28 protein-coding genes are annotated in these 24,759 nt (G+C 72.5%); 15 read left to right on the plus strand and 13 right to left on the minus strand.

Going from position 1 to position 24,759, the window contains the following annotated elements; all coding sequences use genetic code 11:
- The first annotated feature begins 17 nt into the window (after nucleotides 1–17).
- Complete coding sequence (locus RR49_RS07540) at nucleotides 18–1,217, plus strand: ABC transporter ATP-binding protein (protein WP_048809070.1); 1,200 nt, start codon at nucleotides 18–20, stop codon at nucleotides 1,215–1,217.
- The gene (locus RR49_RS07545) at nucleotides 1,214–2,020 is read left to right on the plus strand and encodes an ABC transporter permease (RefSeq protein WP_045247468.1); all 807 of its coding nucleotides are present in this window, start codon (nucleotides 1,214–1,216) and stop codon (nucleotides 2,018–2,020) included. Before RR49_RS07540 ends, RR49_RS07545 begins: the two co-directional genes overlap by 4 nt.
- 9 nt (nucleotides 2,021–2,029) lie before the next feature.
- Here the strand turns inward: RR49_RS07545 and RR49_RS07550 are convergent, their stop codons facing one another.
- A complete protein-coding gene (locus RR49_RS07550) occupies nucleotides 2,030–2,428 on the minus strand; it encodes a hypothetical protein (RefSeq protein ID WP_045247469.1) in 399 nt (132 codons plus the stop codon).
- Between the two features lie 104 nt (nucleotides 2,429–2,532).
- Between RR49_RS07550 and cofG the strand changes: the two genes are divergently transcribed.
- The 10 genes from cofG to RR49_RS07600 all read left to right on the plus strand — a co-directional run bounded on the left by cofG (nucleotide 2,533) and on the right by RR49_RS07600 (nucleotide 11,792).
- Nucleotides 2,533–4,908 (plus strand): 7,8-didemethyl-8-hydroxy-5-deazariboflavin synthase CofG, encoded by a 2,376-nt coding sequence (gene cofG / locus RR49_RS07555; RefSeq protein ID WP_084603842.1) that lies wholly within the window; start codon nucleotides 2,533–2,535, stop codon nucleotides 4,906–4,908.
- Nucleotides 4,905–6,431, plus strand: a complete 1,527-nt coding sequence (locus RR49_RS07560; protein ID WP_048809072.1) for a flavin-containing monooxygenase — start codon at nucleotides 4,905–4,907, stop codon at nucleotides 6,429–6,431. Before cofG ends, RR49_RS07560 begins: the two co-directional genes overlap by 4 nt.
- Entirely contained in the window at nucleotides 6,428–7,441 is a 1,014-nt protein-coding gene (gene fgd / locus RR49_RS07565) for a glucose-6-phosphate dehydrogenase (coenzyme-F420) (RefSeq protein WP_045247470.1), read from the plus strand. Before RR49_RS07560 ends, fgd begins: the two co-directional genes overlap by 4 nt.
- Nucleotides 7,438–8,058 (plus strand): 2-phospho-L-lactate guanylyltransferase, encoded by a 621-nt coding sequence (cofC, locus tag RR49_RS07570; protein ID WP_048809073.1) that lies wholly within the window; start codon nucleotides 7,438–7,440, stop codon nucleotides 8,056–8,058. The genes fgd and cofC overlap by 4 nt, the downstream gene beginning before the upstream one ends.
- A 108-nt stretch (nucleotides 8,059–8,166) precedes the next feature.
- Entirely contained in the window at nucleotides 8,167–8,412 is a 246-nt protein-coding gene (locus tag RR49_RS07575; protein WP_045247471.1) for a hypothetical protein, read from the plus strand.
- A gap of 13 nt (nucleotides 8,413–8,425) precedes the next feature.
- Nucleotides 8,426–8,719 (plus strand): hypothetical protein, encoded by a 294-nt coding sequence (locus RR49_RS07580; RefSeq protein ID WP_045247472.1) that lies wholly within the window; start codon nucleotides 8,426–8,428, stop codon nucleotides 8,717–8,719.
- A gap of 87 nt (nucleotides 8,720–8,806) precedes the next feature.
- Entirely contained in the window at nucleotides 8,807–9,211 is a 405-nt protein-coding gene (locus tag RR49_RS07585) for a YbaB/EbfC family nucleoid-associated protein (RefSeq protein ID WP_052672025.1), read from the plus strand.
- 10 nt (nucleotides 9,212–9,221) lie between these two features.
- Nucleotides 9,222–9,539 (plus strand): hypothetical protein, encoded by a 318-nt coding sequence (locus RR49_RS07590; RefSeq protein WP_045247473.1) that lies wholly within the window; start codon nucleotides 9,222–9,224, stop codon nucleotides 9,537–9,539.
- Between the two features lie 7 nt (nucleotides 9,540–9,546).
- Complete coding sequence (locus RR49_RS07595) at nucleotides 9,547–10,923, plus strand: ADP-ribosyltransferase (RefSeq protein WP_045247474.1); 1,377 nt, start codon at nucleotides 9,547–9,549, stop codon at nucleotides 10,921–10,923.
- On the plus strand, nucleotides 10,920–11,792 hold the full coding sequence (locus RR49_RS07600; RefSeq protein WP_045247475.1) for a hypothetical protein: 873 nt from the start codon (nucleotides 10,920–10,922) through the stop codon (nucleotides 11,790–11,792). Before RR49_RS07595 ends, RR49_RS07600 begins: the two co-directional genes overlap by 4 nt.
- Nucleotides 11,793–11,829: 37 nt before the next feature.
- On the opposite strand, the gene RR49_RS07605 is transcribed toward RR49_RS07600, so the two are convergent.
- Complete coding sequence (locus RR49_RS07605) at nucleotides 11,830–12,498, minus strand: MarR family winged helix-turn-helix transcriptional regulator (protein ID WP_245610969.1); 669 nt, start codon at nucleotides 12,496–12,498, stop codon at nucleotides 11,830–11,832.
- 192 nt (nucleotides 12,499–12,690) lie between these two features.
- Between RR49_RS07605 and RR49_RS15705 the strand changes: the two genes are divergently transcribed.
- Nucleotides 12,691–12,840: a hypothetical protein gene (locus RR49_RS15705; protein WP_048809076.1), complete on the plus strand. Its 150-nt coding sequence runs from the start codon at nucleotides 12,691–12,693 to the stop codon at nucleotides 12,838–12,840.
- Between the two features lie 368 nt (nucleotides 12,841–13,208).
- On the opposite strand, the gene cofD is transcribed toward RR49_RS15705, so the two are convergent.
- The 11 genes from cofD to hemE form a co-directional block, all read right to left on the minus strand.
- Complete coding sequence (gene cofD, locus RR49_RS07610; protein ID WP_045247476.1) at nucleotides 13,209–14,171, minus strand: 2-phospho-L-lactate transferase; 963 nt, start codon at nucleotides 14,169–14,171, stop codon at nucleotides 13,209–13,211.
- A complete protein-coding gene (locus RR49_RS07615; protein ID WP_045247477.1) occupies nucleotides 14,168–15,496 on the minus strand; it encodes a glutamate-1-semialdehyde 2,1-aminomutase in 1,329 nt (442 codons plus the stop codon). The genes cofD and RR49_RS07615 overlap by 4 nt, the downstream gene beginning before the upstream one ends.
- Nucleotides 15,497–15,513: 17 nt before the next feature.
- Complete coding sequence (gene hemB, locus RR49_RS07620; protein ID WP_045247478.1) at nucleotides 15,514–16,497, minus strand: porphobilinogen synthase; 984 nt, start codon at nucleotides 16,495–16,497, stop codon at nucleotides 15,514–15,516.
- On the minus strand, nucleotides 16,494–17,297 hold the full coding sequence (locus RR49_RS07625) for a uroporphyrinogen-III synthase (RefSeq protein WP_045247479.1): 804 nt from the start codon (nucleotides 17,295–17,297) through the stop codon (nucleotides 16,494–16,496). Before RR49_RS07625 ends, hemB begins: the two co-directional genes overlap by 4 nt.
- Before the next feature lie 10 nt (nucleotides 17,298–17,307).
- Nucleotides 17,308–18,294: a hydroxymethylbilane synthase gene (hemC, locus tag RR49_RS07630; RefSeq protein WP_045247480.1), complete on the minus strand. Its 987-nt coding sequence runs from the start codon at nucleotides 18,292–18,294 to the stop codon at nucleotides 17,308–17,310.
- Nucleotides 18,295–18,307: 13 nt separating this feature from the next.
- Nucleotides 18,308–18,994: a hydrogen peroxide-dependent heme synthase gene (gene hemQ / locus RR49_RS07635; protein WP_045247481.1), complete on the minus strand. Its 687-nt coding sequence runs from the start codon at nucleotides 18,992–18,994 to the stop codon at nucleotides 18,308–18,310.
- A gap of 64 nt (nucleotides 18,995–19,058) precedes the next feature.
- Nucleotides 19,059–19,331, minus strand: a complete 273-nt coding sequence (locus tag RR49_RS07640) for a hypothetical protein (RefSeq protein WP_045247482.1) — start codon at nucleotides 19,329–19,331, stop codon at nucleotides 19,059–19,061.
- Nucleotides 19,324–19,728, minus strand: coding sequence for a phage holin family protein (locus RR49_RS07645; protein WP_045247483.1), 405 nt, complete (start codon nucleotides 19,726–19,728; stop codon nucleotides 19,324–19,326). Before RR49_RS07645 ends, RR49_RS07640 begins: the two co-directional genes overlap by 8 nt.
- Nucleotide 19,729: 1 nt before the next feature.
- On the minus strand, nucleotides 19,730–20,155 hold the full coding sequence (locus RR49_RS07650; protein WP_045247484.1) for a hypothetical protein: 426 nt from the start codon (nucleotides 20,153–20,155) through the stop codon (nucleotides 19,730–19,732).
- A gap of 120 nt (nucleotides 20,156–20,275) precedes the next feature.
- The gene (gene hemG / locus RR49_RS07655; RefSeq protein WP_045247485.1) at nucleotides 20,276–21,754 is read right to left on the minus strand and encodes a protoporphyrinogen oxidase; all 1,479 of its coding nucleotides are present in this window, start codon (nucleotides 21,752–21,754) and stop codon (nucleotides 20,276–20,278) included.
- The gene (gene hemE / locus RR49_RS07660; protein WP_045247486.1) at nucleotides 21,751–22,830 is read right to left on the minus strand and encodes a uroporphyrinogen decarboxylase; all 1,080 of its coding nucleotides are present in this window, start codon (nucleotides 22,828–22,830) and stop codon (nucleotides 21,751–21,753) included. The genes hemG and hemE overlap by 4 nt, the downstream gene beginning before the upstream one ends.
- Before the next feature lie 58 nt (nucleotides 22,831–22,888).
- Between hemE and RR49_RS07665 the strand changes: the two genes are divergently transcribed.
- Both RR49_RS07665 and RR49_RS07670 read left to right on the plus strand, forming a co-directional pair.
- The gene (locus RR49_RS07665; RefSeq protein WP_045247487.1) at nucleotides 22,889–24,196 is read left to right on the plus strand and encodes a glutamyl-tRNA reductase; all 1,308 of its coding nucleotides are present in this window, start codon (nucleotides 22,889–22,891) and stop codon (nucleotides 24,194–24,196) included.
- Nucleotides 24,193–24,759 carry an HhH-GPD-type base excision DNA repair protein gene (locus RR49_RS07670; RefSeq protein WP_045247488.1) on the plus strand — a complete coding sequence of 189 codons (567 nt, stop codon included), beginning with the start codon at nucleotides 24,193–24,195 and terminating at the stop codon, nucleotides 24,757–24,759. The genes RR49_RS07665 and RR49_RS07670 overlap by 4 nt, the downstream gene beginning before the upstream one ends.

The raw sequence follows: 24,759 nt of genomic DNA on the forward strand, positions 1-24,759 counted from the left end.
GGACCGAGGAGGAGCCGATGCCGGACGGCCAGGTGCTCGAATTCACCGACCTGCGCAAGAGCTTCGGCCGCGTCGATGCGGTCGCGGGCCTGACCGCGCGCGTCGAGCCCGGCGTGGTGACCGGCTTCCTCGGCCCGAACGGGGCGGGCAAGACCACGACGCTGCGCATGCTGCTCGGTCTGGTGCGCCCGACATCGGGCACCGCCCGCATCGGCGGACGCCTCTACGGTGAGCTGACCGATCCGCTGCGCAGCGTCGGCGCGGTGCTCGAGGCATCCTCCTTCCACCCGGGTCGCTCGGGCGCGAACCATCTGAAGGTCTACGCCCAGGCGGCGGGAATCCCCACCTCCCGCGTCGACGAGGTGCTGGCGCTCGTCGGCATGTCGGATGCGGCGGGCCGCAGGGTCGGCGGGTACTCGCTCGGCATGCGGCAGCGCCTCGGTCTCGCCTACGCCCTGCTGGGAGACCCCGGAGTGCTGATCCTCGATGAGCCGACGAACGGCCTCGACCCCGAGGGCATCAAGTGGATGCGCACGCTGCTGCAGCATCTGGCCCGCGAGGGTCGTACGGTGCTCATGTCATCGCACCTGCTCTCCGAGGTGCAGCAGACAGCCGACGCCCTGCTCATCGTCGCCAAGGGGCGACTGGTCTACCAGGGTGCCATCGAGGACATCGTCGGCCCCGACGAGGTGTCGACGGTGGTGGATGCCCCCGACCGCGCCGCCCTCGCGGCAGCCCTCACCGCGGGCGGCTTCACCTACGACCTCCTGCGCACGGGCTTCACGGTTCTCCACGCCGATGCCGTCGAGGTCGGCGCAGCCGCCGCGGCGGCCGGTGTCGCCCTGTCGTCGCTCGTGCGCCGCGGGCCGAACATCGAAGAGGCGTTCCTCGAGCTGGTCTCCGGCGACCGCGTGCATGCGTCCGCCGCCGGCATCCTCGCCCCCGCGGCGGACGCCGCCGCACCCGATGAGCCGGCCACCACCGCGTCGGCCGCACCCGATGTGACATCCGCGGCAGGTGTGCCCGACGGCTCGAGCACGACGGAGCTCGAGGGCGCGACAGAGGGCGCGGACGAGGTCGAGGGTCCGGCAGAGGTCGTCGACCTCGCCGACGTCCCGGTCGCCAACGCAGGGAGCGATGCGGCCGAGGAGCACCCGGATGACGCCGAGCCCGCCGCATCCGATACCGACCGCCACGACGAAAGCGAGCAGCGATGAGCCTCGCCCGTGCCACCCGATCCGAGCTGACGAAGCTCTACTCCACCGCGATCTGGTGGATCCTCGCGATCGTGCTCGTCGTCTACGTCGGGTTCGTGTCCACGTTCCTCGGATTCGTCCTGTCCTCATCGAGCACGGGCAGTGCGCTCAGCGAGTCGAGCAGTGAGGTTCCGGCGACGCTGTACAGCCTGGCCTCGTCGATCGGCTACGTCTTCCCGCTGCTGATCGGCACGCTCATCGTCACCGGCGAGTTCCGCCACAAGACGCTCACGCCGACGTTCCTGGCGACCCCCGCGCGCGGCACTGTGCTGTGGGCGAAGCTGCTGGCCTCGACGACCCTCGGACTGCTCTACGGCGTGCTCGCGCTTCTCGTGACCGTCGGACCGATCGCGGGTCTGCTCGCCGCCCACGGTCTGCCTACCGGTCTCGGCTCGTCCGACACCTGGGCGCTCGTCGGACGCATCCTGCTCGTGTTCGTGCTGTGGACCTGGGTGGGCCTGGGCCTCGGCACCCTCATCCGCAACCAGGTCGCCGCGATCGTCGTCGTGCTCGCGTTCACCCAGTTCATCGAGCCGCTGCTGCGCCTCGGCACGATGTTCGTCTCGTGGCTGCAGGATGTCGGGCGCTTCCTGCCCGGCGCGGCAGCCGACCAGCTGGTGGGCTCGTCCGTGCTGACGCTCGGTCAGGGCGGAGCGTCTCCCGACCCGCTCACCTGGTACGCGGCGGCCATCGTGCTGGCCGCCTACGCATTCGCGCTGCTCCTGCTCGGCCACATCTTCAGCTGGCGACGCGACGTCGCCTGAGCGGGCGCGTCAGCCGGCGTCGGGCGCGAGCTCGGCGACATCCGTCGGCTCGTCGCCGCCGTCGAGCCGCAGGGCGCGCAGCAGTGCCACGCCGTGCCGCGTAGTGAGGATGATGCGCGAGAACTCCGCCGACTCGTCGAGGTCGATGACCACACCGGGGCGCTTCGCCCGGATGACGGCGAAGTCGTCACCGACGCCGGTGCGCCACGTTCCCGCGGCGGTGACGCCCGGCACGTAGGTCGAGCGCCCGCGGGTGCCCCGCAGCCACGTCCACGGGTCGTCGGTGAGCTGAGCCCGGGTGATCGACGAGCGTTCGACGACGATATTCCGCTTGCGGAATGCCGTGAGCCGCTCGGCGCCCGACAGCACGATCTCGAGCTGAGCCGAGTCGAGCAGCAGGGTCACCATGCGCCTAGTCTGCCAGGGCGTCGCAGCGGTCGCGGCGGCGTTTGCTTACATCCCGGCAACGATCCGACAACCCCGACGCCTTCTGCGGGTGGAAGACTGAACCGGTGAGTCTGGCCGATCATCCGGCGCCGGCGTCCGCCGTGCGCATCCCCGAGGCGATCGCCGCCGCCCGCGCGGGCCGCGACCTCGACGTCGCCGACGCCGAAGCGCTGCTGGGTGCCGTCGGCGACGATCTCGAGGCGCTGCTGGCCGCGGCATCCGCTCTGCGCGACGAGGGGCTCACCGCAGCCGGCCGCCCGGGCGTCATCACCTACTCGCGCAAGGTGTTCATCCCGCTCACGACCCTCTGCCGCGACCGCTGTCACTACTGCATCTTCGTCGACACCCCCTCACAGCTGCGACTGCTGCGCAAGCCCGTCTACATGACGCCCGAGCAGGTGCTCACCGTCGCCCGCCAGGGCGCGGCCCTCGGATGCAAAGAGGCCCTGCTCACCCTCGGCGACCGCCCCGAGGACCGCTGGCCCGAGGCGCGCGCCTGGCTCGACGAGCACGGCTACACCTCGACGCTCGACTACGTCGCCGCGATGGCTCGGCTCATCACCGCCGAGACCGGGCTGCTCGCCCACGCGAACCCCGGCGTGATGTCGGCGGACGAGCTGCGGATGCTGCGCCCCACCGCCCCCTCGATGGGGATGATGCTCGAGACGACCTCGCGCCGGCTGTTCGAGGAGCCCGGGCAGGTGCACTACGGCTCGCCCGACAAGGACCCCGACGTGCGACTGGCGGTGATCGAGGACGCCGGCCGCGAGCGGGTGCCGTTCACGACGGGCATCCTCGTCGGCATCGGTGAGACCGTGCACGATCGGGCGGAGTCGCTCATCGCGCTCCGCGATGCGCACCGCCGCCACGGTCACGTGCAGGAGGTGATCGTGCAGAACTTCCGCGCGAAGCCGCGCACCGCGATGCGGGCCGCGCCCGACGCGTCCCTGCTCGAGTACGTCGCGGCGGTCGCGACCGCGCGCCTCGTGCTCGGGCCGCGCATGCGCGTGCAGGTGCCGCCGAACCTGTCGGACGAGACGGAGTTCGAGCTTCTCGTGCGCGCCGGCGCCGACGACTGGGGCGGGGTGTCGCCGCTCACCGCCGACCACGTCAACCCCGAGCGCCCCTGGCCGCACCTCGACGACCTCGCCCGTCGCACCGCCGAGCTCGGCTTCACCCTGCGCGAGCGGCTCACCGCGCACCCCGAGTTCGTGCGCGATCCCGACGGCTGGATCGACCCCGATCTCCGACCCGCGGTCGCGAGGCTCGCCGACCCCGACTCGGGGCTCGCCGGTGACGCGGCGCCCGCACTCCGCCGCGGCGGCGCCCCGGCGGCATCACGGCGCAGCGGCGGCGACCTCGCCCGACTCGCGGAGGCCGCGGCATCCGCCCCCGGAGACCTCGACGACGGCGACTGGGTGCGCCTGCTGACCGCGACCGGGTCCGGCCTCGACACCCTCACCGCGACCGCCGACGACGTGCGGCGCTATACGGTCGGCGAGACGGTCAGCATCGTCGTGAACCGCAATCTCACCTCCACCGGGTTCCGGGCGGTCGCGACCGGCGAGCCCGGCACGTTCACGCTCGACGACGTCGCGGCGATCACCACCGACGCGTGGGACCTCGGCGCGACGGAGATCTGCGTGCAGGGGCGGGTGGCGGCATCCGAAGATCCCCGCGCCTATCTCGACATCGCCCGCACCGTGCACGAGACGGCGCCCCGCCTGCACCTGCACGCCTACCGCCCGCAGGACGTCTGGGATCTCGCCGACCGCGGCGGGCTCGGTCTCGACGGTGCCCTGGCGGCACTCCGGGACGCGGGCGTGCGCAGCGTGCCCGGCACCGGCGTCAAGGTGCTGAGCGAGCGGGCGCGACGGGCGGCGTTCGACGGCGACCTCGAGATCGACCGGTGGGAGACGGGCATCCGCGCCGCGCACGCGCACGGCTTCCGCTCGACGTCGGTGCTGTTCTACGGCCACGTCGAGACCGCCAGCGAGCGCGTCGCGCATCTGCGTCGCCTGCGCGAGCTGCAGGCGGATGCCGCGGCCGCCGGCAGCGGCGGCGGCTTCACCGAGTTCGTGCCGATCCCGCTTCCCGCGCCGCTCGGCGGCGTGCCGCTCGTCGCCGGCCGCGCCCCGATCGACGAGCACCGCGCGATGGTCGCGGTCTCGCGCCTGCTGCTGACGGGCAGTATCCCCCACGTACAGGTGCCCTGGACGCGGCTCGGGACCGCGGCGACCGCCGTGCTGCTGCGCTCGGGCGGTGACGACCTCGGCGGCACTCTGCTGGATGGACGCGTGCGCCCCGATGCCGGCGTCGAGCAGGGGCTCGAGCTGCCGATCCCCGAGGCCGCGCGGCTCGCCGCGTCGCTGCTGCGACCGTTCCGGCAGCGAACGACCGACTACCGCGAGCCCGACGCCGAGCGGAAGGCGGCCCGGTGACGGCGACGCGGGTGCTCATCGTCGGCGCAGGCTTCTCGGGGCTCGCCGCCGCGTTCGCGCTGCGCGAGGAGGGGCATGACGTCACCGTCATCGAGCGGGCGGCGAGCGCCGGCGGTACGTGGCGGGACAACGTCTATCCCGGCATCGCGTGCGACGTGCCGTCGCGGCTCTACCAGCTGCGCTCGCACCTGAGCGGCGCGTGGACGCGCGAGTTCGCGCCGGGTGAGGAGATCCGCACCTACCTCGAGCGGGTCGCCGCCGAGCTCGGCGACGCCCTGCGCTACGACACCCCGATGACGGCCGCGACCTGGGACGCGGGCGCGTCGCTGTGGCGGGTCTCGACCGGCGGCGCCTCGCCGGCGCAGCTCGAGGCGGACGCCCTCGTGCTCGCGTGCGGCCGGCTGACCGAGCCGCGCATCCCCGAGATCGAGGGACTCGCGAGCTTCCCCGGGCCGATCTTCCACTCGGCCCGCTGGCGCGACGACGTCGACCTCACCAGAGCCCGCGTCGCGGTCATCGGCTCCGGCGCGAGCGCCGTGCAGCTCGCCCCCGAGATCGCGAGACGCGGCGCCCGGGTGACCCTCTTCCAGCGCACGCCCGCGTGGATCGTCCCGCGCGGCGGGCGCACCTACGACGCCGACGAGCGGGCGGCCCTCGATGCCGACCCCGACGCGGTGCAGGCCGCGTACGACGCGCTCTACCGCGAAGGGGAGGAACGCTTCGCGTCGCGGTCGGGGGATGCCGCGGCATCCGCGCGCGCCCACGCGACCGCCCTCGACCACCTCGCCGCGCAAGTGCCCGACGAGACGCTGCGGGCGGCGCTGACGCCGGCGTACGCGTTCGGCTGCACCCGTGTGCTGCTCTCGGACGACTTCTACCCGTCGATCGCGTCGGGTCTCGTCGACCTCGAGCCGTCGGCGCTCACCGAGGTCTCGGGCACGACGCTGACCGCCGCGAGCGGACGACGCATGGAGGCCGACGTCATCGTGCTGGCGACCGGATTCGCCGCCGCCGAGCAGCCCTATGCCGAGCTCGTCACCGGTGAGCACGGCACCCTTGCGGCTCACTGGGCGACCGGCATGACCTCGTTCGCCTCGACGGTGGTCACCGGCTTCCCGAACCTGTTCGTGCTCAACGGCCCGAACGCCTCGCTCGGGCACAACTCCTCGGTGCTCATGGCCGAGCAGCAGGCCCGGTACGCCGCCCGCGCCCTGCGCGAGCACCCTGCCGTGCGGCGGGTGCGCCCCGAGGCCGAGACCGCCTACACCGCCGCGATCGACGCCGCCGCCGCCGCGACGCCGTGGCTGACCGGCGGATGCCGCAACTGGTACGTCGATCCGCGGTCTGGCCGCCTGACGCTGCTGTGGCCGGCGCCCGTCGACGCGTTCCGGCGCGTGCTCGACGGCGCGACCGGCGCCGAGTTCGAGCCGCCGCACGAGCTCGTCGGCGCCGCCGGCGACGGTGCGGCATCCGTCATCGACTCGACCCCCGACTCCGACACGTCCACGATGGGAGCATCATGACCATTCCCCTGCGCCTCGGCTACAAGGCCTCCGCCGAGCAGTTCGGCCCCGGCCAGCTCGCCGACTTCGCCGTGCTCGCCGAAGAGGTCGGCTTCGACTCGGTGTTCATCAGCGACCACTTCCAGCCGTGGATGCACGAGGGCGGCCACGCACCGGCGGCGATCCCGTGGCTCGGCGCCGTGGGGGCCCGCACCTCGCGGGTGCTGCTGGGCACCTCCGTGCTCACCCCCACGTTCCGCTACCACCCGGCGGTCATCGCGCAGGCATTCGCGACGTTGGGGCTGCTGAACCCTGGCCGCATCGTGCTCGGCGTCGGCACCGGCGAGGCGCTCAACGAGGTGACCCTCGGCCTCGACTGGCCCGAGCCGCCCGAGCGCTTCCAGCGCCTCAAGGAGTCGATCACGCTCATCCGCGAGCTGTGGTCGGGCGAGCGCGTCACGTTCGACGGGCAGTTCTACTCGGTGACCGACGCCACCGTCTACGACCGTCCCGACGAGCTCGTGCCGATCTACATCGGCGCCGCCGGTCCCGCCGCCACGAAGCTCGCGGGCCGCATCGCCGACGGCTTCATCACCACGAGCGGCAAGGAACCGGCCCTCTACGTCGACACCCTGCTGCCCGCGCTCGAAGAGGGCATCACGAAGGCCGGCCGCAGCGACGACGACGTCGACACCCTCATCGAGGTGAAGGTGTCGCTCGCCGACGACCGCGAGACCGCGCTCGAGAAGACCCGCTTCTGGGCACCGCTCGCGCTCTCCCCCGAGGAGAAGCGCGACGTGCACGACCCGATCGAGATGCAGCGCCGCGCCGCCGAGCTGCCGATCGAACGGGCCGCCTCGCGGTTCATCGTGTCGACCGACCCCGACGAGCACGTCGAGCAGATCTCGCGCTACGTCGAGCTCGGCTTCCGTCACCTCGTGTTCCACGACCCGGGCGTCGACCAGGAGACCTTCCTGCGCACCTACGGCACCGAGATCCTGCCGCGCCTGCGCGCCCGTTTCGGAGCGTGACCGCCGCCCCGCCGCCGCTGTTCACCGTCGTCGTGCCCGTGAAGCCGACGTCGGTGGGCAAGTCGCGCCTGCGCGTCGCCGACCGCGCCGCCCTCGCCCGCGCGATCGCGCTCGACACGATCGCCGCGGCCGCCGCGGCGCGCCGGGTCGCCGAGGTGATCGTGGTGACCGACGACGCGGAGCTTCGCGCGTCGGCGGCGTCCGGCCGCGTGCGCGTGATCGACGAGGGCGAGGGACGGGGGTTGGATGCCGCGATCGCACGCGGCGTGGCGGCCGCCGCCACCGCCCACCGCGCGGCGCTCCTCGGCGACCTGCCGGCGCTGCGCTCAGGCGATCTCGACGCGGCGCTGGCGGCCGCGGCATCCGTCGACCGCGCCGTCGTCGCCGACGCGGAGGGCACCGGATCGACGCTCGTCACCGCGGGCGCGGGGGTGCCGTGGGCGAGTGCGTTCGGCGACGGCTCGTTCGCTCGCCATGTGGCCCTCGGGTGCGCGGTGCTGCCGGTGTCGGATGCCTCGACCCTCCGCCGCGACGTCGACACCGCCGCCCAGCTGGCTGTCGCCGCGACCCTCGGAGTCGGTCCCCGAACACACGCCGTCCTGGTGGCCGCCGGCTGAATCTCATGGCACGACGGCGACGTCGTGCACAAGATGCTTGGCGCCGGCCGACGACGCCCCTACTATGGGCCCACCGAGCACCTCCCGCAACGACGCATGGAGACTTCGATGACCGGACCCGTCATTCGCGCCACCATCCCCTACGCCCTGGGCGCCCTCGTGGTCGTCGCGATCATCGCGATGGTCGCCGCCAACCTCCTGTTCGACGGCACCAGCGCCGCGCGTGTCCTGACCTTCGTCGTCTGGAGCTTCCTCGCGTGCGTCGCCGTGGGCATCGCGTTCCGCGTCGCGACGGCACGGCACCGCAGCATGACGGCGCGGCCGGTGGCACGGCGCGACGACGCGACGCTCTGAGATCCCCGCGCCCATGACCTTCGCGCAGCCCGTCGTCGACACCGTCGACGACGGGCTGCGCGCCTACGTCTGGGGCGCGACCGCGACGGGTATCGGCCGACATCCCGAGCGCATCACCGACCTCGAGCTGCGGCGCCGCACCGTCGCGATCGTGACCGAGCTCGACACCGTCGCCCTCGACTCCCCCACGAGGGACGTCCCGGACTGGGTCGCCAGGGAGGTGGACGACGTCGTGGCGCGGCACCCCGAGATCGGTGCCGACGGAGCCGACGCGCTGCGATCACTGCTCGCCTGGATGGTGCGCTGACAGACGCCGACCCGGCCTCGGGCGGCGCCTCGCCCGCCTGTGGACAAGACCCGTCACCCACCCGACCCCGGTCGTAACCTGACGCGCGTGAGTGACTTCTTCTCCGCCGATCTCGATGCGGATCTGGCCATCGCGACGGTCGAGCAGCAGATCGCCGACGCGCAGGAGCGTGCCGAGCGGGCGGCGGAGCTGAGGCGGCAGATCGACGCCGTGCGCGGGGTCGCGACGTCACCGCGACGCGAGGTCACCGTCACGGTGGATGCCGCGGGCCGCCTCGCCGCCGTAGAGCTCACCGACGCGGCATCCCATCTGCCGTCGCGCGACCTCGGCCGGCTCATCGTGCACACCGCGAACGAGGCGCAGCGGCGGGCCGGCGAGAAGGCTCTGGAGCTGGCGAGCGAGGCCTTCGGCGCCGATTCACCCACCGTCGCCCACCTGCGGGGCGAGCTCGACCGCCCGGCGCCGTCGGCCGACACGACGATCGCCATCTGAGGGCGGCACGATGGCTGAACGCATCGCGATCGACGCGGACCTCATCTCCTCGCACGCCGCGCGCGTCGATAAGGTGGCCGCCGACGTGCGGGTGGCCGCCGACGCGAGCCGCGCGACGAACATGGGCGGCGGCGCTTTCGGAGTGCTCTGCGCCTTCCTCGTGCCACCGGCCACGCTCGCGTCGTCCATGGCCGGTTCCGCGATCGCCGCCGCGGAGGGGATGCTGACCCGCAGCGCCCGCGAGGTGCGCGGGGTGGCCACCGACATGGCCGACTTCGAGGACGACGTGGTGCGTGCGGTGCAGTCGATCGAGAAGGCGCTGGGGTGAGGCATCCATGACCGACAACCCGCTGGTCGCGACGAGGGTCGAGACCGCGACCGCGTTCAGCGGCGCGGGCCTGTTGGACTCGGGGTCGCAGCTCGTCTCGGCGATCGAATCGGGCAACTGGGTCGAGGGGGGAATGGCTGCGTTCTCGACGGCGGTCGACACGGTCGCGACGGTGTCGGATCCGCTCGGGTCGCTCATCGCCGCCGGACTCGGCTGGCTCATCGATCACTTCGAGCCGCTGAAGGGCTGGTTCAACGACCTCACCGGCGACGCCGGAGAGGTGCAGGCGTTCGCGGCGACGTGGACGAACATCCAGTCGCAGCTGCAGCAGTCCGGGGACGAGCTGACCCGGGTGCTGGGCGACCTCGACGAGCTGGCGGGCGAGGCGATGGACGCCTACCGGAGGTTCCAGACGGATGCCGCGCAGCACCTGCACGGCGCGGCGACGTGGGCGGGTGCCATGGCGACGGGGCTGCAGGTCGCCGCCACCATCGTTCAGGTCGTGCACGACATCGTGCGGGACGTGCTGTCGCAGCTCGTCGGCTCCGCGATCTCCTGGGCCGCGGAGGCGGTGGTCACCGTGGGGCTGGCGACCCCGTGGATCGTCGAACAGGTCGCGACGCGCGTCGCCTCGTGGACCGCGAAGATCGGCTCGAAGCTCACCGCGCTGCTCCGCTCGATCAAGACCCTCGCGACGCTGCTGGAGAAGCTTCGGTCGCTGCTCTCCCACGCCGACGAGCTGTTCGCCTCGGTGCTGAAGGGCGGCAGGAGCGCCGTGAGCCGGGTGCTGGGTCACGAGGGGGACGCGGTGAGCCTGACATCCGTGCGCCGCTTCGCCGACGACGACGAGGCTGTCGCGTACGGTCGGCAGGCCTGGGCCGGTTTGTCCGACGAGCTGACCCCGGCTCAGCGGGAGTCGGTGTTCGATTACACCCGCGAAGCACCCGGACCGAGCGGGATCACCTACGCCGAGATCAACGGCGCGCTGCGCAAGGGCCCGCCGTATCCGGCTGAGCTCGAGGGTCACATCCGCGCGATCGACGAGACGCTCGCCCGCCGACCGCTGACCGAGACGATCGAAGTGACACGCGGAACGGGCGTCTCGCACTGGCCCTTCACACCCAAGGCCGCCGCCGGCAACACGCTGACCGAGGATTCGTTCCTCTCGACCTCCCTCGGCGGACCCGCGCAGAGCTTCGCCGACAAGGACGCGATCCTTCACCTCACCGTGCCCCCGGGCACACCCGCGGGATGGGTCGAGGAGATGTCGCAGTTCGGCGGATCGGAGCGAGAGCTTCTTCTCGGGCGCGGCCTAGAGTGGAGGGCGACCTCATCGGAGCTCGTCAACGGCCAATGGCACGTCTACGCGGAGGTGGTGAAATGAGCTGGAAAGACGACGACGTCCACTTCCGCGTCGTCAGCGGACCACCGACGTACGCGCATCATTCCGACGGCCCGGTGATCGCGGCCCCTGTTCGTCGCGGCGACGACCTTCGCGGCTACCTCGTCACGTCGGCCGATCCGGCCGGCGGCGTGCTCGTCCTTCTGGCGGGTTACGACGACGAGGATTACGTCAACATCCACTCCGATCATTGGTGGCGGATCCTCGCTGACGGCGCGGCCAATGGCATCCCGGCACACGAGCTGTTCGACTCGCTCGTGGGTACCGCCGGTCCGGAGCGCTCCGGGGCAGTCGGCACGGATATCGTCACGTTCCCGAATACGGCCGCCGTCTCGGACGCGCTCAACCCCCCTCGGCCCGACCGGAACTCGCGCGGCGGTGCAGCCCGTGGCCGTGCGGCGTCGCCGGAGGTCGCTCGCACCGCCGTCACGCGCGAGCAGATCGACGCCGTGCTGCGCGGGGTCGCCCCGTCGACCCCGGAGATCGACGCCCGTATCGCCGCCCTCGACGGTGCCGTTCGGGTGCGCCCCGCGCCCGAGACGGTCGTGGTCGCCCTTCCGTACGACGCCGACGCACTTCCGGCGGGCGCCGCCCCGGGCGCGCGCGTGCACGAGCCCACGTTCCTGGTCGGGACGTTCCTCACCCGGGAGACCGTCCCGACGGGACCCACGATGCTGCACCTCACCATTCCCGCGGGCACCCCGGCGCTCTACACCCCCCCTGCGCCGGCCGAGGCGGGAGCGGGCGCGCTCCTCCTCGCGCGCGGCCTCGACTGGGAGATCACGGAACTCGGTGCCGCCACCGTGTCGGGACGAGTCGTGTCCGTGCCTCCAAGCGGCGACGCCGGCTGAGTCACGGCGCCGCGCCGCGCGGGCCGAACGGGAAGCGTCAGCCGTCGACGCGACTGATCAGGTCGACGATCCGGTCGATCACCACGGTCGCCGTCCGCGCTTGCTCGGCCGTCAGAGTGTCGATGGCGGCGACGATCGCGGCATGGTGTCGCGCGATGGCGTGATCAACGTGTGCCATACCGGCAGTGGTCGGCACGATGTAGTGCGCGCGCCGGTCCGAGGGGTGGTCCTCTCGCGCCGTGTACCCCTTTGACACCAGCCTGTCGACGATGTTCGTCACGTTGGCCCCGGACGTACCGAGCATGATCGTGAGATCCTTCGGACTCACCATGCGCTCGTCCCGCGAGGCCTGCACGAGGTATCGAAGTGCCTTGAGGTCCGTGTGCGAGAGCCCGGATGTCTCGAGCGCACGAGCTTCCTGCATCTGCTCCGCTCGGCGGTAGCGAAGAAGGGCCGCACTCAGTTCCCGCCCGGCCTGGCTCGATGGCTCGTCAGCGTAGAGATGCTCGCCCTCGTGGCGCACGATCGTTTCAGGCATCGACGTCGTCTCGTACGCGAGCAGCATCGATTGCGGCGACCGCGAGAACGAATGTCGCGTGGTCTCCCAGCGATTGGCCGAACTCACCATATGCGCGATATCGGCAATCCACGAGTTCGATCGTCCCGAAGAACTCGCCAGAGCGACTGCCTGACCAGAACGATTCATCGACGTGATGCCACGTCGCCTCGTCAACACGGGACTCGGCCATCTCGACAGTGGTCATTCTGTTCCCCTTCGACTCAGCGGGCAATTTTGCTCTGAGGTATTGAACACCATGTTGATGTTACAGGTCAATTGCATTTCACAACTTTGACCACTTACTACGTTACTCATACTCTAGACGCGAAGGAGAAACCCATGACCGCCTACCTCACACGCGCATCCGTCCAGCGCGTCACCCTCGCGCCGCGCATGCGTCTCATCGGTTTCGGCGGATGGAGCGACCTCGCCGCAATGAGACGGCACCAGGCTCGCCTCGCCGATCGTCAGCAACGGTTCGCGGCGTGAGCCCCGTCACCGACCCGGAGTGGACGAGCATCACTCTTGCGCCGACCGAGCCGATCGACATCGAAGCACTCATCGTTCACGAGGCCGGTCGGCGTTCGAGCGCCACCAACTGGTAGGGGAGCATCGGCGGTTCCGTTGCCACGCGTGTGCTCGTTCTGAGCGCACTGCCACGAGCTCGCGTCAGCCCGCCCGTCACCACCTACCGATCGCGTCCGTGTGGGTGACCGTAACTCCGGAAAGTCGGGGCGGCGCGCTGCATCCGAGCCACTCAACAGGCACAACTCCGGACTTATGGCACGCCTGAGCTGCGTGGCACGCGACGTGCCGCGGCCGATCAACTCCGGCGCTCGTCTCGCGGCGAGCGGGGTTCAGCGGGCGGCCGCGGCCAGCGCGGCGTCGGCGATCGCGGCCGAGGCCGCGACATCCGTCATCCACAGCGGCGCGACGACCGGGGTGATCCCGACCGCGGCGACGGCCGGCGCGAGCGCCGCGTCCTCCTCGGCGAGCAGCCACGCGTCGAGCACGCCGCCGGCGGTGCGACTGCCGTAGTGGGCGGCCACCGCGTCGGCCGCGGTGTCGACGCCGATCGCGGTGAGGCACACGTCGGCCATGCCGCGCACGACCGCACCGCCGATGATCGGCGAGACGCCGACGACCCGAGCGGATGTCGCAGCGAGGGCGTCCCGCACCCCGGGAACGGCGAGGATCGGGCCGATCGAGACGACCGGGTTCGACGGCGCGAGCAGCACGACGTCGGCGGCGGCGATCGCCTCGACGACGCCGGGTGCGGGAACGGCGCCGACCAGCCCGGGATTCTCGAATGCGCGGGGAGCGAGCGTCGCGCGGTGCCGGGTCCACCACTCCTGGAAGTGCAGCACCTCGCCCGACTCGAGCCGCACCCACGTGTCGGCCTCGCTGTCTGTCATCGGCAGCAGGGTCACGCCCAGCGGCCAGCGGGCCGACAGACGGGCGACAACCTCGGTGACGGAGAGACCGTCGCGCAGCCATCCGGTGCGCGCGAGGTGGGTGCCGAGATCGAGGTCGCCGAGCGTGAACCACGGCCAGCCGGCGCCCCACGCCTGCAGCTCGGCGTTGACCCGCTCGGTGTCGCCGGCGCGTCCCCACCCGCGGACGGTGTCGTTCTGGCCGCCGAGCGCATAGAGCACCGAGTCGATGTCGGGCTGCAGGCGCACGCCGCTCAGCCACAGGTCGTCGCCGGTGTTCACGACGACGGTCGCCGCGGGATCGCCGCGACGGGCGAGCGCCTCGCGCACACCGAGGGTGAACTTCGAGCCGCCGACCCCGCCGGCGAGCACGACGACCCGGGTCACGCGGGGGCCTGCGCGGATGCCGCGGCGCGCGCCGCGCCCGGAAGCGCCGACGTGATCACGGCGAGCGCGTCGTCGTCGTGCGCCGCGGTGAGGAACCAGGCCTCGTAGACGCTCGGCGGCAGCGCCACCCCGGCGTCGAGCATGGCGTGGAAGAACGCGGGGTAGCGCCACGCCTCCTGGGTGAGGGCCTGGGCGTACGACCGCGGTGCCTCGGGCAGGAACGCGACGCCGAACAGCGATCCCGCGCTCGGCACGGCGTGCACCACGCCCTCGGCGGCGAGCGCGTCGGCGAGGGCGGTCGCGACGACGGATGCTGCGGCATCCACCTTCTCGTAGACGGCGGGCGTCGCAAGGCGCAGGGTCGCGAGCCCCGCGGCCACCGAGAGCGGATTGCCGCTCAGAGTTCCCGCCTGGTAGACGGGGCCGACAGGCGCGAGCGCGTCGAGGACGTCGGCCCGGCCGCCGAGGGCGGCGAGTGGCATGCCGCCGCCGACGACCTTGCCGAACGTGATGATGTCGGGGAGGTAATGCTCGCCGGCGGCCTGCTGCAGGCCCCAGAAGCCGGCGGGGTGCACGCGGAATCCGGTGAGCACCTCGTCGAGGATGAGGAGCGCGCCGTGCGCGTGGGCGATGCCGGCGAGGGCGGCGTTGAAACCGGGCAGGGGCGCGACGACGCCCATGTTCGCGGCCGCCGCCTCGACGATCACGGCGGCGATGCGGTCGCCGTGCACGGCGAACACCTCGCGCACGGCGTCGAGGTCGTTGTAGTCGATCACGAGGGTCTGCGCGGCGATCGGTGCAGGCACGCCCGCGCTCCCCGGCAGCGCGAGCGTCGCGACACCGGACCCGGCGGCGGCGAGCAGGCCGTCGGAGTGGCCGTGGTAGTGCCCCGCGAACTTCACGAGCAGGTCGCGCCCGGTGACGCCGCGCGCGAGCCGGATCGCCGTCATCGTCGCCTCGGTGCCGGTCGACACCAGTCGCACCCGCTCGACAGGAACCGCCTCGCCGACCCGCACGCGAGCGGCGATGAGCTCGGCGAGCTCGACCTCGGCCTCCGTCGGCGCGCCGAACGAGAGACCCCGGGTCGCGGCCTCCCGCACCGCCTCGACGACCTCGGGATGCGCGTGGCCGAGCAGCGCCGGACCCCACGACGCGACGAGGTCGACATAGGGGGTGGCCGCGGCATCCGTCACCCGCGGCCCCGCCGCCGACGAGACGAACCGGGGCGCACCGCCCACCGAGCCGTAGGCCCGCACCGGAGAGTTCACCCCGCCGGGGATGACGCCGCGGGCGCGCGTGAACAGATCGTCGTTGCGGTCGGACACCGCACCTCCCGGATGGATCAGAGGGACTCGCGCAGCCAGCCGGCCGCCTCGAGCGCCCAGTACGACAGCACCGCGTCGGCACCGGCGCGCCGGATCGACAGCAGCGACTCGGAGATCGCGCCACGACGGTCGATCCAGCCGTGCGCGGCGGCGGCCTCGATCATCGCGTACTCGCCCGACACCTGGTAGGCCCACACCGGCACATCGACCGAGGCACGCACCTCGGCGAGCACGTCGAGGTAGGGCAGCGCGGGCTTGACCATGACGACGTCGGCGCCCTCCTCGGCGTCGACGATCGCCTCCCGCACACCCTCGCGCGCGTTCGCCGGGTCGAGCTGGTAGGTGCGGCGGTCGCCGGTGAGCTGCGAGTCGACCGCCTCGCGGAACGGTCCGTAGAACGCCCCCGCGTACTTGGCCGAGTAGGCCAGCAGCAGGGTGTCGGTGAAGCCCTCCGCGTCGAGCGCAGCGCGCACGTGCGCGACCTGGCCGTCCATCATGCCCGACAGGCCCAGCATCGCCGACCCCGCCCGCGCCTGCGCGAGACCCATCGCCGCGTAGCGCTCGAGGGTCGCATCGTTGTCGACCGACCCGTCTGCGGCGAGCACGCCGCAGTGGCCGTGGTCGGTGAACTCGTCGAGGCACAGGTCGGTCTGCACGACGAGCGCATCCCCGACCTCCGCGGCGACCGCGGCGGTCGCGACGTTCAGGATGCCGCGCTCGTCGTCCGCACCCGAGCCGAGCGCATCGCGCACGGCGGGCACGCCGAACAGCATCACGCCACCGAGACCGGCGGCCGCGGCATCCGTCGCCGCTCGCCGCAGCGAGTCGAGCGAGTGCTGCACGACCCCCGGCATCGAGCCGATCGGCTGCGGCTCGGCGATGCCTTCGCGCACGAACAGCGGCAGCACGAGCTGCGACGGCACCAGCGTCGTCTCGCGGGCGAGGCGGCGCACGGCGGGCGACTGGCGCAGGCGGCGCAGCCGGTGGGTGGGGAAGCTCACGGCTGGAACTCGTCGGCTGCGTGCGGCAGCACCAGGTGCGACACCGCCTCGATCAGCGCGTCGACGGTCTGGCGAGGGGCGACGACATCGACGTCGAGGCCCACCCTGCGGGCATCGGTCGCGGTGCGCGGACCGATCGCGGCGATGACGGTCGCATCGGGGATGTGCGGGAACTGCTCGTGCACCTGCTCGGCGACCGAGCCGCTCGTCACCAGGATCGCGTTGATGCGCCCGTTCTCGACGTCGCGCAGGATGCGCTCCGTGACCGGCACGCCGACGGTGCGGTACGCGACGACGCTGCGCACGCGGTGCCCCGCCTCGATGAGCTTCGAGGTGAGCACGGGCTTCGCGATCTCGCTCCGGAGGGTGAGGATGTCGCGGGGCTCCGGCTCGAGCCCGATGAGCTGGGCGGCCATTCCGGCGGCCGAGTTGTCGCGGTCGGGCACGAGGTCGACCCGGTAGCCGACGGCCTGGAGCGCGGCGGCGGTCGTCTCACCGACGGCGGCGACCTTGGTGCGGGCGGGGATCTCTGCGCGATAGGCGACGAGCACATCGACCGTGGTGGCGCTCGTCATCGTGAGCCAGTCGAACGCGCCGTCGGCGAGATCGCGCAGCGCCTGCTCAAGGGTCGCCTGATCGTTGGTGGGCGCGAAGTTGATGAGCGGCGCGACGACGGGAACAGCGCCCTGCGATCGCAGCGTGGCAGCGACGCCGTCGCCCCACGGTCCCCCGCGGGGGACGAGAACGCGCCAGCCCGTCAGGGGCTTGGCGGCTTCTGTCCGCGCGGGATCTTCGTGCATGGGGACGCTTTCAGGTGGCGAGGCCGGCGGCCCCGCGATCGAGGAGGTCTCGCGCGATCACGGTACCGGTGCGCTCGGCGCGCGCCACGGGATCCGCGCGATCGGCAGCATCTGCACCATCGCCGCTGCCCTTCTCGCCAGCATACCCGCTGATCAGGGGAATCGCCCGGTCGTCCCCGATGCGGTCGCCCCCGCCGGGGGCGTAGACCACTGTGCGCACTCGCAGTTCATGGCCGTCGAACTCGGCGTGCACGCCGACCGGCGCCTGGCATCCGGAGTCGAGACCGGCGAGCACGGCGCGCTCCGCGGTGATCTCCACGCGGGCCCGACGATCGTCGAGCGCCGCGACGGCATCGGCGAGGTCGGCGGACGCGTCCTCGCGGATCTCAACCGCGAGGACACCCTGCCCGGGCGCGGTCGGCCACTCCGCCAGTCCGAGCGGCTCGAGGTGCAGATCATGGAGCGACCCGCCGAGTCGGGCGAGCCCCGCCGCGGCGAGGATCACGGCATCGAGTTCGCCGAGGCGCACCCGACCGATGCGCGAGTCGATGTTCCCGCGGATGTCGCGAACCTCGACCCACGGGTTGCGGCGGCGCACCTGGGCGATGCGGCGGGGGGAGCCCGTCCCGACGACCGAACCGGGCGCGAGCTCGTGCAGCGGCACTCCCGTGCGGGTGACGACAACGTCGCGGGGATCCTCGCGCGGCGGTGTGGCGGCGATCACGAGTCCGGGGGCGGGCGCGGTCGGGAGGTCCTTCAGCGAGTGCACGAGAACGTCGCACTCGCCGGCCAGCAGTGCCTCCCGCAGCCGGGTCGCGAAGACGCCGCGACCGCCGAGCTCCGACAGCGAGGCCCGCGAGACATCCCCTTCGGAGGTGATGAGAACGAGCTCGACGGGCCGGCCGGATGCCGCGGCGAGCGCGTCGGCGACCTGCTGCGACTGTGCGGTCGCCAGGGCGCTGCGGCGGGTGCCGAGGCGGATCGGAGCGTCGCTCACGCGTGCGCCGACATCACGCGAGCACCTCGGGGATGGCCGAGGTCGGGATGCGCCGGCCGGTGTAGAACGGCACCTCTTCTCGCACATGGCGGCGCGCTTCGGTGTAGCGGAGGTCTCGCATCATGTCGGTGAGGTCGCTGAGCACATCGGACTCCATGGGCAGCAGCCACTCGTAGTCGCCGAGAGCGAAGCTGGCGACCGTGTTCGCGGTGACCCCTCGGAACGCGGCGCCCTTGCGGCCGTGCTCGACGAGCATCTCGCGGCGCTCCTCCTCGGGAAGGAGGTACCACTCGTAGCTGCGCACGAAGGGGTAGAGGCACAGCCAGTCCTTCGCGGCGATGCCGCGCAGGAACCCGGGCACGTGGGCCTTGTTGAACTCGGCGTCCCGGTGCACGCCCATCGCGTTCCAGACCGGCACCAGCGGGCGCAGCAGCTCGGAGCGGCGGAGGCGCCGCAGGTCGCGCTGCAGGTCCTCGGCCGAGGGGCCGTGCAGCCAGATCATCAGGTCGGCGTCGGCGCGAAGCCCGCTCACGTCGTAGAAGCCGCGCACGGTCGTGCCGCCGGCCTCGATGTGCGAGACGAGCTCCGCGAGCTCGGTGTCGTCCAGCTCGGTGACGGCGTTGTGCGGGTCGCGGGCGAGGACCGCCCACAGGGTGTACTGCGTGTCGGACGCGACGGCGTCGGACTGGTCGATCGTCATGGCTCCAGTCTCCCCCGCCCGGACGCGAGGTCAAACCACGGCGACCGTGCGAAAGCCCGGAGGTTCAGCGCACGTACGTCCGGACGGCGAGCCAGACGACGCCGCCGATGGCGGCGGCCGCGGCCACGGTCGCGGCGATCGCACCCGCGGGGTTCTTGCGTGCGAAGTCGCGATAGCGCGAGATGCGCGCCTCCGTCGCCTTCTCGAACCTGCGCGGCACGTTCACCTTGTGCTCGATGGCGGCCAGGGCCGCCTTCAACTCGGCTCGGGCGGCCTCGACCGGGTCGTCGATGCCGAGCGGCACGGCGGTTCGGGGCACGGGAACCTGCTCAGTCATCGGCGGCCTCCTTCACGGCGCGGACGTCTGCGGCAATGGATGACACGGGGTTGCCCTTGCCGATGCGCCGGAATCTCAGGAACCCGAGCAGCGCGAGCACCGCGGTGATCACGAGCATCGCCCCGAACACCACCAGCGCCGAGAGCCACACGGGCCACCACGACGAGAGTCCCGCGATGACGAAGGCGGCGAACACCGGGATCGACCAGAAGAGCACGAAGAGCGCCGCGATCACCCACACGGCGCCGAACCCGGCGTTCTTGGCGAGCGAGCCGAGCCAGGTCTTGACGGCGTTCAGCTCGGCGACGATCAGGTTACGGATGAGCTGGGGAAGCTCGCCGACGAGCGTGAACAGGCTCTCGTCGTTCAGGTCGCGGAACCCGCGGGGCGTGGTCATCTCACTCCTCGGTGGCGGGCTTCTTGGCGCGCGACGACGTGCTGCGGGTCGTCGTGCTCTTCGCCGCGGTCGTGCGCTTGGCCGCCGTGGTGGCGGCCTTCGCGGACGTCTCCGCGGCGTCTGCGACATCCTTCGCGGAGTCCTTGGCCGCCTTCACCGCGGCGTCGAGCTTCTGACCGGGGGTCGACGTGGACGACGAGGTGACGGCCTTGCCGACCTTCACGACGCCGTTCCATGCGGCCTTGGGCAGCGCGGCGAGCGCCGACTTGCCGAACGCCTCGGCACGGGCGACCTGCGCCTGCACGGGATCGAGCTCCCACACCTTGAGAGCCTGTGCCTTGATCTGCTCGTAGCGCTCGCGTCCGGCACGGGTGCCGAGCACGTAGCCCGCGGCCAGTCCGATGACGAGTCCAACCTTGCCCCTCATGGGGATCTCCTCACGCTCGATTCACGGTTCTTGCAGTGCTGGGATGACCCCAGGCTATCGCTGTATTCCGTTTCCGGCATCCACTTGACAGCGCGGGCGCCACACGGGGCCGATCGGCTCTCACGGAGCGGCCGGCGGCTCCCCCGTCGGACCCCACAGCACCTGTCGACGCACCCGGTCCGCCTCGGCCTTGGCGTCGGGAACCACCTGCGCGAGCCCGGTTCCGGCAACCCATGCGCCCACCACACCGAGGCGCGGCACGGCCTGGATCGACGCCCGGGCCGCGGCCACCCGCTCCGGGCGTCCGAGCACCGAGCCCGGCTGCGCCTGCACGTAGCGCTGCCGGTCCGACCCCCGCAGCGCGTCGAGGGTGAGCGGCACCCCGAGCAGAGCGGATGCCTCGGACAGCGCGAGGGCCGCGGCATCCTCATCGCTGAGGTTCTCGGTCGCTGGTGCCTCATCCTGCGCGCCGAACGACAGCCGGATCACGTGCACGCCGGGGCCCGCCGCGTCGGCGACCCAGGGCCACTTCGCGGTGGAGTGCGTGAGCGCCTTGGCGGCGTGCGACCCGGGGACGGTGAGCACGCCGGTGCCGCGGGGGGCGGCGTCGAGGGCGGGGGCGTCGACGACGAGGGTGATGACTTCGACCACGGGGGCCGAGCCTGACACCTCGGGCGCGAGGGTCGGGACGAGGGGGGCGGCGAGGCGGCGGGACTCGTGCTCGCCGACCGCGAGGACCACGGCGTCCGCGGTGAGCGTCTCGGCGTCGTCGCCGTCGAGGACCACCCGGAAGGTGCCTGCGCTCTCACCGCGCTCGATGCTCGCGACGGACGCGTCCGTGCGCACCTCGACGCCGAGCTCGCGCAGGCGCGCGACGAGCGCGTCGGCGAGACGGCCCATCCCGCCCACCAGGCCGCCGACCGCTGCCCCCGGCGACGTCGTGCGCCCCCCGACGAGCTCCGCGACCGCTCCGCTCAGCGACCCCGTTCGGGTGAGGGCCGTGTTGAGGCCGGGCGCGGCGAGATCCACGTCGATGTCATCGGGATGCGACGAGTAGACGCCGCTCGTCACGGGTGCGACGAGACGGTCGAGCACCTTCGTACCCATACGGGTGCGCACGAGGTGCCCGAGGCTGCGGTCGTGGCCGATCGTGAGCGGCGGCCGCAGGCGGTCGAGGTAGGCGCGCCAGGCGCCGCCCCACCCGATCACGCGGCGCACCGACTCGTCCCACGGGTTCGCGGGGATTCCCAGCAGCCCACCCTTCGGGATCGGCGCCGCACCCACTCCGGGGATCCCGGCGATCCACGCGCCGCCGGGACGAGGGTCGACGACCTCTCCCGACAGCCCGAGGTCGTCGATGAGCTGACGTACGTGACCTCCGCGGGTGGCGAAGCTCTCGGCACCGACGTCGAGGGGCAGGCCGGCGACGTCGCGGGTACGCAGCACTCCGCCCGTGTGCGACGACGCCTCGAGCACCGTCACGGCGATGCCGACCTTGGCGCATTCCATGGCGGCGACGAGGCCGCTCGCGCCGCCGCCGACGACGACGACACGGGAGCGCGCCGCGGCATCCGCGATGCCGGCGACGTGCTCCGTCACTCGATCCCGCCGATCTCGTGCGCGAGCTCGACGATGCGCGTCAGCACGGTCGGGTCGGTCTCGGGCGGAACGCCGTGACCGAGGTTCAGCACGTGGGCGCGCGCCGCTCGACCGCGGGCGACGACCTCGCGCACGTGCGCCTCGACGACCTCCCACGGTGCCTGGAGCAGGGCCGGGTCGATGTTGCCCTGCACCGAGACATCCGTGCCGAGCACCTCGACGGCCTCGTCGAGGTGGGTACGCCAGTCGACACCCACGGTGTCCGCGATGCCGCCGAGCCGCATGTCGGCGAGAAGGTGGCCGGTGCCGACACCGAAGTGGATGCGCGGCACGCCCGCCCCCTCGAGCGCCCGGCGCGAATGAGGGGCGATGAACGTCGTGTAGTCGCTGCGGGAGAGCGACCCGGCCCACGAGTCGAACAGCTGCACGGCCGACGCCCCCGCGGCGATCTGCACGCCGAGGAACGCCGCCGAGACCTCGGCGAGCCACCCGGCCAGCCGATGCCACGAGGTCGGGTCGGCGTGCATCATGGCGCGGGCGCGCAGGTGCTCCTTCGACGGGCCGCCCTCGACGAGGTAGGCGGCGAGCGTGAAGGGGGCGCCCGCGAAGCCGATCAGCGGGGTGTCACCGAGCTCCGTGGTGACGATGCGCACCGCCTCGGCGACCGGAGTGGCGGCTGCCGCGACCGCGGCGGGCTCGATGGCCGTGAGCCGGTCGACGTCGGCGGCGGTGCGTACGGGCGAGGCGAACACGGGGCCGCGACCCGGCTCGATCTCGACGTCCACGCCCGCGAGCTTCAGCGGCACCACGATGTCGCTGAAGAAGATGCCGGCGTCGACGCCGTGGCGGCGCACCGGCTGCAGGGTGATCTCTGCGGCGAGGTCAGGGGTGAGGCAGGCGTCGAGCATGCGGGTTCCGACGCGCAGCTCGCGGTACTCGGGCAGTGAGCGGCCGGCCTGACGCATGAACCACACGGGCAGGCGATCGGTGCGCTGCCCGATGATCGCGCGGACGAGAGCGGATGCCGCGGGTCCCGCGACAGCGGCGGGATCGGTGGCGGCGGCGGGTCGGGTCATCCTGACAGTTTCCCATCACCGCCCATACCCCGCCTGGGAGCGGACGTAGACTTGCCGGGTGCTGCTGTGCCTGAGCGCGAGTCACAAGACCGCGTCGTTCGACCTCCTGGAGAGACTCAGCGTCCACACCGACAGCGTCGCCCGGTCGATCGCCGAGCACAGCGAGTGCGTGCAGGGGGCTGTGGTCGTCGCCACCTGCAACCGGTTCGAGGCCTACGTCGACATGGACGAGCCGGTGACCGCGGCATCCGCTCTGGGTGTCGAGGCGGCGCTGCTCGCCGTCGAGGCCGCCACGGGCGTCGCCGCGCACGAGCTCGACGGGGCGTATGAGCTCTACACCGGCGACGGCGTCGCCGAGCATCTGTTCTCGGTCGCCTCGGGGCTCGAGTCCGTCGTCGTCGGCGAGGGCGAGATCGCCGGGCAGGTGCGCCGCGCCCTGGCCGACGCGCACCGCGACGGCACCACGTCGACCGAGCTCGAGCGGCTGTTCCAGCGCGCCAGCGAGACGCAGCGCGACGTGAAGAACGGCACCGCGATCGGCCGCGCCGGACGCTCCCTCGTGCGGCTCGGACTCGAGCTCGCCGACAGCCGCATCGCCGACTGGTCGGCGCTCGACGTGCTGCTGGTCGGCACGGGCGCCTACGCGGCCGCGACGCTCGCGGCCCTGCGCGATCAAGGCGCCGAGCGCATCACCGTCTTCTCCCCCTCCGGTCGCGCCGAGCGCTTCGCGCTCAAGCACGGCATCGCGCAGACGTCCGACCTCGCCGTGCGCGCCCGCCGTGCGGATCTCGTGATCACCTGCACGAGTGCCGACGGATACGTCGTCACCCCGGCGGTGCTCGGTGCCGAGGTCGTGGATGCCACGGCCCCCGCGTGCCCCGTCGCGCACGAGCGCACCACGCGGCGCATGGTGATCGACCTCGGCCTGCCCCGCAATGTCGACCCGGCCGTCGCGCAGCTGGCCGACACCGACCTGCTCGACCTCGAGACGATCCGGCTGCACGCCCCTCTCGAGGAGCTGCAGGCCACCGACACCGCTCGCGCGCTCGTGCAGGACGCCGCCCGCCGCTTCACGGTGGCCGGCGAACGGCGCAGCGTGACCCCCGCGGTGGTCGCGCTGCGCGCTCACGTGTTCGAACTGCTCGAGGCCGAGATCGCCCGGGCCCGCGCGCGCGGAGACGACGGCCGCGCCGAGCAGTCGTTGCGCCATCTCGTGGGCGTGCTGCTGCACACCCCGACGATCCGCGCCCATGAGCTGGCCGATGCCGGCCACGCCGACGACTACGTCGCCGGACTCGAGGCGCTGTTCGGCATCGTCCCGGCCGCCGAGGCAACCGCGATCGACGACGAGGCGAAGCTCGCGTGAGTCTGCATCTCACCGGCGACGCCGCCGCCGACACCCTCCTCACCGAGCAGCCGCTGGCCCTGCTGATCGGCATGCTGCTCGACCAGCAGATCGCGATGGAGACGGCGTTCGCCGGGCCCCGCAAGATCGTCGACCGGGTCGGCACCCTGGATGCCGCGGCCCTCGCCGGGTACGACCCGGAGGAGTTCCTGGCGGCGTTCCGTCAGACGCCGGCCGTGCACCGCTTCCCCGGTTCGATGGCGGCCCGCGTGCAGGAGCTGTGCGGCATCGTGTCCCGCGACTGGGGCGGCGATGCGTCCGCCCTCTGGACCCGTGACGACCCCGACGGCGCCGAGGTGCTGCGGCGCCTGCGCACCCTCCCCGGGTTCGGCGAGCAGAAGGCGAAGATCTTCCTCGCGCTGCTCGGCAAGCAGTACGGCTTCATGGGCGCGGGGTGGCGTGAGGCATCCGCCCCCTACGGCGAGGAGGGGTCGCTGCGCTCCGTCGCCGACATCGTCTCGCCCGAGACGCTCGCGAAGGTGCGCGAGCACAAGAAGGCCATGAAGGCGGCCGCGAAGGGCTGA

The organism is Microbacterium ginsengisoli, from assembly GCF_000956535.1.
Lineage (GTDB): Bacteria > Actinomycetota > Actinomycetes > Actinomycetales > Microbacteriaceae > Microbacterium > Microbacterium ginsengisoli.